The 11,627-nt window shown below is 63.3% G+C and carries 13 protein-coding genes; 8 read left to right on the plus strand and 5 right to left on the minus strand.

Annotated elements, in window-relative coordinates; all coding sequences use genetic code 11:
- Positions 1-38: 38 nt before the first annotated feature.
- On the plus strand, positions 39-533 hold the full coding sequence (dut, locus tag GN300_RS24205) for a dUTP diphosphatase (protein ID WP_054188513.1): 495 nt from the start codon (positions 39-41) through the stop codon (positions 531-533).
- 3 nt (positions 534-536) lie between these two features.
- Positions 537-1,376 carry a DUF3710 domain-containing protein gene (locus tag GN300_RS24210; RefSeq protein ID WP_003942585.1) on the plus strand — a complete coding sequence of 280 codons (840 nt, stop codon included), beginning with the start codon at positions 537-539 and terminating at the stop codon, positions 1,374-1,376.
- Positions 1,377-1,387: 11 nt separating this feature from the next.
- On the opposite strand, the gene GN300_RS24215 is transcribed toward GN300_RS24210, so the two are convergent.
- Complete coding sequence (locus tag GN300_RS24215; protein WP_063316504.1) at positions 1,388-2,113, minus strand: alpha/beta fold hydrolase; 726 nt, start codon at positions 2,111-2,113, stop codon at positions 1,388-1,390.
- 138 nt (positions 2,114-2,251) lie between these two features.
- Here GN300_RS24215 and GN300_RS24220 point away from each other — a divergent pair, with 138 nt between their 5' ends.
- Positions 2,252-2,626: an OB-fold nucleic acid binding domain-containing protein gene (locus GN300_RS24220; RefSeq protein WP_003942613.1), complete on the plus strand. Its 375-nt coding sequence runs from the start codon at positions 2,252-2,254 to the stop codon at positions 2,624-2,626.
- 52 nt (positions 2,627-2,678) lie between these two features.
- Positions 2,679-3,392 (plus strand): DUF3159 domain-containing protein, encoded by a 714-nt coding sequence (locus GN300_RS24225; protein ID WP_003942611.1) that lies wholly within the window; start codon positions 2,679-2,681, stop codon positions 3,390-3,392.
- Here GN300_RS24225 and GN300_RS24230 read toward each other — a convergent pair.
- The 3 genes from GN300_RS24230 to GN300_RS24240 all read right to left on the minus strand — a co-directional run bounded on the left by GN300_RS24230 (position 3,385) and on the right by GN300_RS24240 (position 5,126).
- Positions 3,385-3,678: a GNAT family N-acetyltransferase gene (locus GN300_RS24230; protein WP_003942641.1), complete on the minus strand. Its 294-nt coding sequence runs from the start codon at positions 3,676-3,678 to the stop codon at positions 3,385-3,387. The genes GN300_RS24225 and GN300_RS24230 overlap by 8 nt on opposite strands.
- Before the next feature lie 33 nt (positions 3,679-3,711).
- Positions 3,712-4,374 (minus strand): TrkA family potassium uptake protein, encoded by a 663-nt coding sequence (locus GN300_RS24235; RefSeq protein WP_003942632.1) that lies wholly within the window; start codon positions 4,372-4,374, stop codon positions 3,712-3,714.
- 86 nt (positions 4,375-4,460) lie between these two features.
- Complete coding sequence (locus GN300_RS24240) at positions 4,461-5,126, minus strand: TrkA family potassium uptake protein (protein WP_003942587.1); 666 nt, start codon at positions 5,124-5,126, stop codon at positions 4,461-4,463.
- A gap of 171 nt (positions 5,127-5,297) precedes the next feature.
- On the opposite strand from GN300_RS24240, the gene GN300_RS24245 reads away from it, so the two are divergent.
- From GN300_RS24245 to GN300_RS24260, 4 genes are all read left to right on the plus strand, one after another.
- Positions 5,298-7,292 (plus strand): APC family permease, encoded by a 1,995-nt coding sequence (locus GN300_RS24245; RefSeq protein WP_007732857.1) that lies wholly within the window; start codon positions 5,298-5,300, stop codon positions 7,290-7,292.
- A gap of 48 nt (positions 7,293-7,340) precedes the next feature.
- A complete protein-coding gene (locus GN300_RS24250; RefSeq protein WP_063316503.1) occupies positions 7,341-8,609 on the plus strand; it encodes a class I SAM-dependent RNA methyltransferase in 1,269 nt (422 codons plus the stop codon).
- A gap of 154 nt (positions 8,610-8,763) precedes the next feature.
- On the plus strand, positions 8,764-9,252 hold the full coding sequence (locus GN300_RS24255) for a MarR family winged helix-turn-helix transcriptional regulator (RefSeq protein ID WP_003942624.1): 489 nt from the start codon (positions 8,764-8,766) through the stop codon (positions 9,250-9,252).
- Positions 9,253-9,257: 5 nt separating this feature from the next.
- Positions 9,258-10,904: an MDR family MFS transporter gene (locus GN300_RS24260; protein ID WP_007732863.1), complete on the plus strand. Its 1,647-nt coding sequence runs from the start codon at positions 9,258-9,260 to the stop codon at positions 10,902-10,904.
- A 51-nt stretch (positions 10,905-10,955) separates the two neighbouring features.
- On the opposite strand, the gene GN300_RS24265 is transcribed toward GN300_RS24260, so the two are convergent.
- The gene (locus GN300_RS24265) at positions 10,956-11,621 is read right to left on the minus strand and encodes an SIMPL domain-containing protein (RefSeq protein WP_050656624.1); all 666 of its coding nucleotides are present in this window, start codon (positions 11,619-11,621) and stop codon (positions 10,956-10,958) included.
- Positions 11,622-11,627: the final 6 nt, after the last annotated feature.

Below are 11,627 nucleotides of genomic sequence, written 5' to 3' on the forward strand. Positions count from 1 at the left end.
TCAAGGATAGTCCGTCGCTACGAGTAGTCTTGGCCCACGTGAGCGACCATCTCTCCATCGCCTTGAAGCGACTGGATCCAGACCTGCCCGTTCCACAGCGTGCGCATCCCGGAGATGCGGGTGTGGATCTGTGCTCCACCAGCGACGTCACCATCGAACCCGGCCACCGAACACTGGTCGGAACGGGGATCGCGATCGCTTTGCCGGTGGGCACCGTCGGGTTGATCCATCCGCGTTCCGGACTCGCCGCCAAATCGGGACTGTCGATCGTGAATGCGCCCGGAACCGTGGACGCGGGATACCGGGGCGAACTCAAGGTCTGCTTGATCAATCTCGATCCGGCCACAGCCATCGACATCCGCCGCGGTGACCGAATCGCTCAGCTCGTGGTTCAACGAGTCGAACTTCCGGTTTTCGAGGAAGTCCAATCGCTGGACGACACGACCAGAGGAACCGGAGGCTACGGTTCCAGCGGCGGGCACGCGATACTCGATACCGATGCGCCTGGCGCGGTAGTCGGAGAGGGAGTCTGAATCATGTTCGGACGCAAGAAGAAGACAGACGTCGACGAGGAAACCACCAGCTTCTTCGGTGACGAGAACGACGAGTCGGTGGAGATCGACGAGGTCGAAGACGATCTCGAAGTCACCGGCGACGAGTTCGGTGACGAATCGGAAGGCCCTTACGACATCTCGGAGATCGATTCCGACGATCCGACGGCAGGCCGTGACGGTCAGCGTCTTGATCTCGGTTCCGTTCTGGTGCCGATGCCGACCGGCGGGCAGTTGCAGGTCGAGATGGCGCCCAACGGTTCGCCGCAGGCCGTGCACCTGGTCACCGAGCACGGCCGCATCACGGTTGCTGCCTACGCCGCCCCGAAATCGCCCGGTCAGTGGCGTGAGGTCGTTGCCGAGCTCGCGCAGTCGCTTCGCGACGACAATTCCGCGGTGAGCGTCGAGAACGGCCCGTGGGGCCGTGAACTGGCTGCTGTGACGGCCAACATGGACCTGCGGTTCATCGGCGTCGACGGTCCCCGGTGGATGGTGCGCTGCGTGGTCGCGGGTCCGAGTGGATCCACCGCCGCGAACGCCCCTCTGGTGGCAATCGCACGGGACATCTTGCGTGACACCGTCGTCAACCGAGGATCAGAGCCGCATCCGGTGCGGACACCGCTGCCCGTGGTGCTCCCGCAGGTGCTCGCCGAGCAGTTGGCGGCCGCACACGAGCAGCAGTTGGCGGCAGCGCAGCAGCAACAGGTCGCCGCCCAGCAGCAACAGCAGTCAGCACCGCCCGCTCCGCCGGCACCTCCAGCACGGCCGACCCCGCCGCCTCGTAGCGGCGAATCCGGTTCTGCCATGCAGCAATTGGGTCAGTAACAGGATTTTCTTCAGGCGCTCGCGGTGGTATCGGATTCGATCGCCGCGAGCGCTTTGATGCAGGTGGACCCGAGAACCGCGGGGTCGCGCCCGATCATGTCGAGCGTCGTCGTGGCGACTGCGCCGCGGGGGAGTGAAGCCGCCCAGGCCTGCGCCACTGACACGGGATGAACCGGATCGTCCACCGCCGACGCAATGCCGACCGGAACGCCTACCGCGCGTAGCGCGCTCTCGCCGAGTGAGTGGTACGACGCCGCCTCGTCGAGCGCAGCCGGGAGATCGGGCCACTGAGAGCGCCAGGAGCGCTCGAGTTCGGCTCCGAGCCACGCCGGACTCGACGCGAGCATCGCAGCGATCACCGACTCCAAGCCTTCGGAGCGCAGTTGCCCGGCGGTGAACCGCGCGCTCGCTGCTGCGGGGGCGTCGTCGGCCGAGCCCGTCCAGGCCGGAAGCGCTGCCAACACACTCACGGTTCGATCGGGATTGTCGGCGGCCCACTGGAGTGCAACGGCCGCTCCGATCGAGACCCCTCCGACGATGATTCGGCCGTGCGTGTCCGCGGCTCTGTCCATCGCGTCCAGATAGCCGTCCACGACACGCCGAGGGTCCGGTTCGATTGCGACGATGCGCACACCCAGAGCCTCCAGCGGCGCCCGGAATGCGCGGTCCGCGAAGTGGGCGTCAGAGCCTGTACCTGGGAGAACGACGGCAACGGTCGCCAATTCCGAGTTCTGCATCTCTTGATCTTGCCCGGTGCCCCCGAGACGCGGACTGACCGGTGTGGTTACACGCTCGTAATGGGTCTACAGTGGCGATCACACAGCCCTTCACGTGACGCGAAACCCTTGCGTCACACATGTTCGCAGGAGCGCGCAATGGCACCCGCCGCCGCAGGATATTTTCGTCGACTGACCCAGCGTCTGACCGAGGACGTCGACCAGTTGGACGCCCAGGAGATGGCCGAGTCCAACAAGGCTTCCGGAGGTCAGAAGGCATGCGATTGTCGTCGCGGTGAAGAAGTCACGATGGTGGGCCGACTCCGCAGCGTCGACGCGTGTCCCAAGTCGGGAAATGCCAGTATCGAGGCCGAGTTCTTCGATGGCACCGAGGTGATCAATCTCGTCTGGATCGGGCGTCGCCGGATCCCGGGAATCGAGACCGGTAAGACCCTGCTGATCCGCGGTCGTGTGGGCGAGCGTGACGGTCGCAAGGCGATCTTCAACCCTTACTACGAACTGCGCGGCGAATAGGCGCGTTTCCCGCATTTACCGTGCAACTCGGTGACTGTGGCACCCTCGACAGGTGACTGAAACACAACAGCGATCGGTAATCGACCAACTCGGCGGGCTGAGTGGTCTGATCTATTCGTCTTTGCCGATTCTGATTTTTGTCCCGGTCAACAGCATCTGGAATCTCACCGCGGCAATCTGGGCCGCATTGGGCGTCGCTGTCGCTATCGCGGCCTGGCGCCTCTTCCGCAAGGATTCCCTCCAACCCGCTATTTCCGGTTTTCTCGGAGTCGGAGTTTCCGCATTCATCGCCTACCGCACCGGCGACGCCAAAGGATATTTCCTCTTCGGTATCTACACGAGCCTCGCCTACGGTGCGGTCTTCCTGATTTCGATCCTCGTACGCTGGCCCCTCGTCGGAATCATCTGGGGTTATCTCAACGGGCACGGCAATCTCTGGCGCAAGCACAGCTCCGCCGTCCGGCTCTACGACGTCGCGACGGCAGCGTGGGCGTTGGTCTTCGGTGCGCGGTATCTCGTTCAGTCACAGCTCTACGACACCGACCACACCGGATGGCTCGCAGTCGCGCGTATCGGCATGGGTTGGCCGTTGACCGGTTTGGTGCTGCTCGTGACGGTCTGGGCTGTGCGTAAGGCCGATCGCATCGTCGAGCCTGAACCGGTTGTGGAGCCCGAAAGCAGCGAGCCCACCGCCACGGACGCAGGGTCCGAAGAGGTGGGCTCGGTGAATCTGACGAAGCCGCGCGAAGACCGCGATCTCAGCTGATCAGGTCCTGGTACTCGGGGTGCTTGTCGAGGAACTTCACGACGTACGGGCACACCGGGTGAACCTTGAGGCCGCGTGCTCGTAGGTCGTCCAGAGCCTGGCGGACGAGAACCCCGGCCAATCCGAAACCTTCGAAGGCGGGGTAGATCTCGGTGTGGTTGAACGAGACGACGTCACCGGAGGTGGTGTAGTCCTCGATCCCGGCGAGGTCGCCGTCGGCATGGATCTCGTACCGGCTCTGGGCCGGATTGTCGGTGACTACGGTGTTTTCGGGCGCTTGTGCCATGTGATTCCCTTTCGTCGTCAGTGTGTTCGTCGGTCAATTCTCCAGGCGGAGTGCAACGCGCAACTGATCCTCGGCGTCGACGGCCGCAACGAAGAGCAGTTCGTCCCCGCCTTCGATGGGATCGTCCATCTGCGGGACGATCACGCGTCCGCCACGCAGGATGGTGACCAGTGCGCAGTCTCGCGGAAGTTCGAGTTTCTTGACGGCTTTTCCGGCAAGAGGTGTGTTGTCGGGCAACGTGATCTCGACGAGGTTGGCCTGTCCCTGCCGCAATGTCATCAGTTTGACCAGGTCACCGACCGAGACGGCCTCTTCGACGAGCGAAGCGAGCATCCGCGGTGTCGAGACGGCGACGTCCACGCCCCAGGACTCGTCGAAGAGCCACTCGTTGCGGGGATCGTTGACGCGGGCGACAACTCGGCGAACACCGAACTCGGTTTTCGCGAGCAGACTGAGGACCAGGTTTGCCTTGTCGTCTCCGGTCGCGGCAATCACGACCTCGTACGACTCCATCGACGCGTCCTCGAGTCTGCTGAGTTCGCAGGCGTCCGCGTGCACCCACTTCGCCTCGGGCACCGACTCCGGTTCGATGTGATCGAGTTTGCGTTCGATCAGCATGACGTCATGTGAGCTTCGAATCAGCTCTCGCGCAATGGAACGGCCTACGGCGCCGGCTCCGGCGATGGCGACCTTCATCGAGAACTTCCAATCACGTTGTAGTGCAACACAGTCGCAGTCTTGTTGTCGGGGGCGGCGTACGGATCAGTCATCTGCGGCCTCCCTCAGTCGTCGCTCGGCGGCGGGTTGCCGGCCAGTGCGACAGCTTCGGCGACGGTTCCCGACACGGCGGCGATGTAGACCTGATCGTCGGCCTGGATGACAGTCTTGCGGTCGGGGAGAATGCCGGTCCCGAAGCGGATGATGAAGGCGACTCTCGAACTGGTCGCGCCCTCGAGGAGCGCGATCGGCTTGCCCGCCCAATCCTCGTGCAGGGCAAGTTCGGTGATGGCGACAGTGCCCGAAGGATCGCGCCACTTCGCAGTCTGACTTTCCTTGGTCAACGTGTGCAGGAAACGATCCGTCGACCACGGCACGGTGGCGACCGTGGGAATGCCGAGTCGCTCGTAAACGGCGGCACGCTTGGCGTCGTAAATACGTGCGACGACGCGTTCGACGCCGAAAGTCTCGCGTGCGACTCGCGCTGCGATGATGTTGGAATTGTCTCCCGAGGACACCGCGGCAAAGGCGTCGGCCCGCTCGATTCCCGCCCGGACCAGCACGTCACGGTCGAACCCCATTCCCAGAACCTTGGTTCCCGGGAAGTCCAGATCGAGACGCAGAAACGCACTCTGATCGCGGTCGATGACGGCGACCTCATGTCCGATCCTGGTCAGAGACGCGGCGAGGGAAGAACCCACTCGACCGCACCCCATGATGACGACATACACGCCCTACTCCGTTCATGGACCCTCATGGCGCGATTGCACGCCGAATCGAACGGTACAGCCCCTCACGGGAAGAGCAAGTACAACGGTCGCTCGCGTGCCGGTTGTCACGACAAAAGGTGAAGTTGGGGCTCTGATGACTCCGAATCGGGCGAGACGGCTTACGCTTTGCACGTGTCTAAGCTCTCGACCGCTACCAAGCGGCTCCTGCTCGGTCGGCCGTTCCGAAGCGACAAACTCGGGCACACGCTGCTACCCAAGCGAATTGCACTACCGGTCTTCGCGTCCGACGCGATGTCGTCCGTCGCGTATGCCCCCGAAGAAATCTTCCTGGTTCTCTCCGTCGCGGGTATTTCCGCGTATGCGTACACACCCTGGATCGGATTGTCCGTCGCCATCGTCATGGCTGTGGTGGTGGCGAGCTACCGCCAGAACGTCCACGCATACCCCTCCGGTGGCGGCGACTACGAGGTCGCGACGGTCAACCTCGGCCCGACCGCCGGTCTGACCGTCGGTAGTGCGCTGATGGTCGACTACGTGCTGACGGTCGCCGTGTCGATCTCGTCGGCGGCGTCGAACATCGGCTCGGCTCTGCCGTTCGTCGCGCAGCACAAGGTGTTGTTCGCGGTTGCGGCGATCGTGTTGCTGACCGCGGTCAACCTTCGCGGTATCCGTGAATCGGGGACCGCGTTCGCAATTCCGACCTACGCATTCATCGTCGGCATGTTCCTGATGCTCGGGTGGGGATTCTTCCGGATCTACGTCCTCGGTGAGGATGTGCACGCGGAATCGTCGTCGTTCACGCTCAACGCCGAGGATTCGCATCTGTACGGAATTGCCTTCGCGTTCCTGATCGCTCGCGCATTCTCCTCGGGCTGTGCCGCACTGACCGGCGTCGAGGCCATCAGCAACGGCGTACCGGCGTTCCAGAAGCCGAAGTCGCGCAACGCTGCCACGACCTTGCTGCTGCTCGGGTCGATCGCCATCGTCCTGCTGATGGGCATCATCATCCTGGCTCAGAAGATCGGCATCGTCTACGCACACAATCCGCAAGAACAGCTGGTCGGAGCGCCGGAGGGCTACCATCAGAAGACCTTGATCGCGCAGATCGCCGAAGCCGTGTTCAGTGGTTTCCCGATCGGTTTCTTCTTCATGGCGATCGTCACGGCACTGATCTTGGTTCTGGCCGCGAACACCGCGTTCAACGGATTTCCGGTACTCGGATCGATCCTGGCACAGGATCGGTACCTACCGCGTCAGCTGCACACGCGCGGCGACCGACTGGCGTTCAGCAACGGAATCCTCTTCCTCTCCGGTGCTGCCATTGCATTCGTCGTGGTGTTCGGCGCCGAGGTCACCAAGCTCATCCAGTTGTACATCGTCGGCGTCTTCGTCTCGTTCGTGCTCAGCCAGACGGGCATGATCAAGCACTGGACTCGGCATCTGAAGTCCGAGACCGACAAGGCGCAGCGGGCCCGTATGCAGCGTTCGCGAGTGATCAATTCGATCGGTCTGGCAATGACCGCCACCGTCTTGATCATCGTTCTGATCACCAAGTTCGCTGCCGGCGCATGGATCGCCATCGTCGCGATGGTCGCGATCTTCATCGTGATGAAGATGATCCGCAAGCACTACGACAGCGTCGCAGCCGAGCTCGAGGAGCAGGAGTGGGACGGCGTACTGCCCAGCCGCACGCACTCGATCGTGCTCGTCTCGAAGTTGCACATGCCGACGATGCGAGCTCTCGCCTACGCGCGAGCCACGCGACCGGACACCCTCGAAGCCATCACGGTCAACGTCGACGAGCCGGACACCCGCGCACTCGTGCGGGAGTGGGAGAAGAGTGACGTGACGGTTCCGCTCAAGGTGATCGAGTCGCCGTACCGCGAAATCACCAAGCCGGTTCTCGATTACGTCAAGCGTGTACGACGCGATGCTCCGCGTGATGTCGTCACCGTCTTCATTCCCGAGTACGTCGTCGGACACTGGTGGGAGCAGATCCTGCACAACCAGAGTGCGCTCCGCCTCAAGAGCCGCCTGCTCTTCCAGCCCGGCGTGATGGTGACGAGCGTTCCGTGGCAGCTGAGTTCGTCGGCAAAGGCGAAGCCGCTCGACATCGAGAAGACCGCAGGTGCCACGCGTCGCGGTTACGACACCGGCGAGAAATGACCACCGGCGAAAAATGATCGGCAACATCGAAATGGCAGGCGTAGTTCGTTGAGTGAGAATTGGACCGGACAGACCTTCGAGGTCGATCTGGGCAACCCCGGTCACGGCGGGTTCGTCGTCGCCCGGCACGAGGGGCGGGTCGTGTTCGTCCATCACGGTTTGCCGGGGGAGCGGGCGCTGGTCCGGGTGACCGAGGACAAGGGCGGATCGTTCTGCCGCGCCGACGCGATCACCGTTCTCGACGCTTCTCCGCATCGGATCGATCCGACATGCCCGATCTCCGGCCCGGGCGGGGCGGGCTGCTGCGACTACTCGCACGCGGATCTGAGCGTCCAACGTGAGATGAAGACCTCGGTCGTGCGGGAGCAGCTTCTGCGACTCGCTCGTGTCGAATCGGACGTCGAGGTAGAGGAACTGCCCGGAACCGGAGGCGGAACGGGTTGGCGCACGCGAGTCCGGTTGGCGGTGGACGGGCACGGTGTCGCCGGATACCACGCGTACCGCAGCAACCGGATCGTCACAGACCTGCGGTGCACCCAGATCGATCAGAGCGCGTACGACGGTCTCGGCGGTGCGCAGTGGGCGCCAGGTAGCGAGCTGCAGGTCGTTCTCGACGCTGCGGGCGAGCGGCACGTCGTGGAAATCGCGGCACCCGCAGTGTCCAAGACGGGACGGCGGACGCCCGGGCGACGCGGCGCGATGGCACGCCGAGCGGCAAGCGGCGGCCCGCGAAAGACCCGAGTTGCCATCGGATCGGACACAGTGATCGAGCGCGTCGGCAATCGAGAATGGGCGCTTGCCGCGACCGGTTTCTGGCAGGCCCATCGCGGCGCGGCGGCCACTTACTCACAGGTGGTCGGCGATTGGGCCGGAGCCGCTACCGCGGACACGGCCTGGGATCTCTACGGCGGTGTCGGCGTGTTCGCAGCTGCGCTCGCCGAGCTTGTCGGTCCGTCCGGCGTGGTGGAGTCCGTCGAATCTTCGGCGCGTGCAGTCGCGGACGGGCAGGCAGCGCTGTCCGATCTCGGTCAGGTGCGCTTCCACAGCGCCCGCGTCGAGAACATCATCGCGGATCTGGAGCGTTCGCCTGCTGTCGTCGTGCTCGACCCGCCACGTGCGGGAGCCGGCCGTCAGGTCGTGGAAGCTCTCGCCGCAACGGGCGCTGAGCGGATAGTCCACATCGGGTGCGACCCGGCGTCGTTCGGTCGCGATATCGGCCTCTACCTGGAGCAGGGCTTCAGAATCGGTGGCCTCCGGGCGTTCGACGCGTTCCCCCAGACTCACCACATGGAGTGCATCGCGCTCCTCGAACGCTGAGACGTCCCGAATTCTTTCCCTGAAACGGTGTGACGCTTCTCGCGTTCACAACAGTTGCTTGCATTACGCAACTAATCGTATAGTTTCGTTCTGCAAGTAGTTTTCCGTTTTCAAGTCACGGCTCGTTCGGGCCACTCGAATTCAGGGGTAGGCAATGTCGGTACAGCCGGAGACGGCCCAAGCGCTCGTCGACACGATCTTCATGTTCGGCAGATCGCTGCGAGCCGCGGTCACCACCGGTGCAGACAGCCTGCTGCCGCCTGCGCTGGTCAGTGTGTTGTTCATGCTGGCAGCGCGTGGGGAGTGCCGACAGAACGAATTGGCCGTCGATCTGTGTGTCAGTCAGTCGTCGCTCAGCCGACAAATGTCGGATCTGGTCGACGCTGGGTATGTCGAGAGAAATCCCGATCCGGCTGACAAGCGGGCGTTCCGCATCCGAGTATCGGAAGAGGGACACGACGTTTTACGGAGAACCACGCAGCGGCGTGCGGCGCGTTTGCGCAACATGCTCGAAGACTGGAGCCAGGAAGAGGCCATGGCCGCAGTGACATCGCTGCAACGTCTCAACGAGACGTTCGGCGCATCGAATCGGCAGGCCTCACCGGCAGTTCCGCACACGGGCGTAGAAAGTATTGGGAGATAAGGCACATGGCAGCAACAGTAGGAGAAACCCGGGCAAGTACCGGAGGTGACGGATCGGCTCGCGAAGCGGGCGCGATGACTCACCGCGAAATTCTCGAAGCACTCACCGGACTCATCGCAGCGCTGTTCACCGCGCTGCTCAGTAGCACCATCGTTTCCACAGCGCTTCCCACGATCATCGGTGAACTGCACGGAACTCAGACGCAGTACGCCTGGATCATCACGACAGCGTTGCTCGCCACCGCGGCGTCGACGCCGATCTGGGGCAAGCTTGCCGACCTCTACAACAAGAAGGTCCTGGTCCAGACCGCGATCGTCATCTTCGTGATCGGCTCGGTCATCGCCGGCGCGGCGCACAACGTTCCGTTGCTGCTCGGTGCGCGTGTCATCCAGGGCATCGGTATGGGCGGTCTGACCGCTCTCGTCGTAGCCATCATCGGCACGATCATCCCGCCGCGAGATCGCGGTCGCTACTCCGGATACATGGGTGCGGCCATGGCCGTCTCGATGTCCGGTGGACCGATCCTCGGCGGCGTCCTCGTGGACACTGCCGGCTGGCGCTGGTGCTTCTACGTATGTGTTCCGCTGGCAGTCATCGCATTGTTCCTGCTTCAGCGCACACTGCACGTCGAGACCGTGAAGAAGGACAACGTCTCCATCGACTGGATGGGCGCCACCTTGCTCACCGCCGGTGTCAGCGTCCTGCTGATCTGGGTTTCGTTTGCCGGTCAGGACGACTACTACGCCTGGTTCTCGAAGGAGTCGGCCTTCTTCGTCATCGGTGGTCTGGCCCTGCTCGGCCTGACGATGTTCGTCGAATCCAAGGTCAAGGATCCGATCCTGCCGATCAAGATCATCACCGAGCGCACAACGGCTCTCGCGATCATCGCCTCGATCGCAGTTGGTGTCGGCCTCTTCGGCGCGACGACGTTCCTGACGCAGTACTTCCAGACCGCACGCGGATTCGATCCCACCGAAGCCGGATTGCTCACCATTCCGATGGTCGCAGGCATGCTCGTCGCCTCGGTCGGCTCGGGCCAGCTGATCACCAAGTTCGGTCAGTGGAAGCCCTTCATCGTCGCCGGCGCAGTTCTGCTGCTGGTCGGTTTCGGGCTGCTGTCGACGATCGACCACGCAACCAGCCTGTGGACAATCGGAATCTTCATCGCCATCGTGGGTCTCGGTACCGGCATGCTGATGCAGAACATCGTTCTCGCCGTGCAGAACACGGTCAGCGTCGAGAACATCGGCGCGGCCAGCAGTATCGTGGCGTTCTTCCGCACCTTCGGCGGCGCGATCGGCGTGTCGGTGCTCGGTTCGATTCTTGCGACCCGCGTCAAGACACTGACAGTCGATTCGGTCTCCACCTTGCCGCCCGAGCAGCAGGCAGTAGCTGGAAAGAGCCTCCAGGACGGCCTCGACCTGAGCAATATGCCTGACTTCGTCTCGCAGATCGTTCGGTTCGCCTACGGCGACGCAACAGGACGGATCTTCCTGGTCGCAGCCGTCGTCGCCGTGGTCACGCTCGTGTCGGTCATCTTCATCCCGAACCGTCCGTTGCGCACCACCATCGACATGGCAACCCCCGACGCCGAGCAGAAGTTCGAAGAAGAACGCGAAGAGAAGAACGAGGAGAAGAACCTCACTCGCTGATCCGCAAGCCCGGCTGGTCTACTGCCGGCCGCGTCTTCTGAATTACTGTTGTCACGCCATAGCCCATCGAACGCGGACCGAGATCGATTCTTCGATCTCTCCGCGTTCGACGGCTATCGGGGCCGAATCCGCTTTCATCGCCGCGACACGTCCGCGCATCGGCACGATCTGGTCGAAGTCCTCGAGCACCTCGAGGACTTCGACCAGATCTTTGTCTGCCAGGTCTGCGAACTGTCTGGCCTTCGATTCGGCTGCCGTCCAGGCCAATTCGCGTGCTCTTGTCGCCAGATCGCTGCGGTCGTCGAGATCGAACTCCAGTCCGTCGAGCCGAATCGCGTCGCCACCCACCGATACACATGCCGCGATGACGGCAGCGGGGGAGTTCGCCGCTTCCGGCTCCAGCTCTCGCAGTACGACTCGGAAAGTTGTCGATGCCGTGAATCCTGTTGTCTCCTGGCGGCCTCCGTCGCTCCAGTGAGTCTGCGGATGGACGCTCAGCCCGGCGGTGGTGAGGTCCGCTCCGCGCACACCGCGCGCGTGCAGGGTCTCGGTCAGGGCAGTGGACAGACGCGCGACGGCGTCGAACGCGTCGGAAACGGCCGTCTGTGTCACCGATACTCCGATCGTCAATCGCACGATGTCGGGAACAGCTGTTGCAGTGGCGGTTCCGGTCACCGTGACAGTGGACGGCTCCGAGGTGAAGGCGGTGGTGGGCACGTGTGG

The sequence above is a fragment of the Rhodococcus sp. Ni2 genome, assembly GCF_021352185.1.
Lineage (GTDB): Bacteria > Actinomycetota > Actinomycetes > Mycobacteriales > Mycobacteriaceae > Rhodococcus_F > Rhodococcus_F qingshengii.

Excerpts from the sequence above, each read along its gene's own strand:
- GN300_RS24230 (WP_003942641.1), bottom strand. The coding sequence starts at position 3,678 with ATGGCACAAGCGCCCGAAAACACCGTAGTCACCGACAATCCGGCCCAG.
- GN300_RS24220 (WP_003942613.1), top strand. The coding sequence starts at position 2,252 with ATGGCACCCGCCGCCGCAGGATATTTTCGTCGACTGACCCAGCGTCTG.
- GN300_RS24260 (WP_007732863.1), top strand. The coding sequence starts at position 9,258 with ATGGCAGCAACAGTAGGAGAAACCCGGGCAAGTACCGGAGGTGACGGA.
- GN300_RS24235 (WP_003942632.1), bottom strand. The coding sequence starts at position 4,374 with ATGAAGGTCGCCATCGCCGGAGCCGGCGCCGTAGGCCGTTCCATTGCG.
- GN300_RS24215 (WP_063316504.1), bottom strand. The coding sequence starts at position 2,113 with ATGCAGAACTCGGAATTGGCGACCGTTGCCGTCGTTCTCCCAGGTACA.
- GN300_RS24210 (WP_003942585.1), top strand. The coding sequence starts at position 537 with ATGTTCGGACGCAAGAAGAAGACAGACGTCGACGAGGAAACCACCAGC.
- GN300_RS24255 (WP_003942624.1), top strand. The coding sequence starts at position 8,764 with ATGTCGGTACAGCCGGAGACGGCCCAAGCGCTCGTCGACACGATCTTC.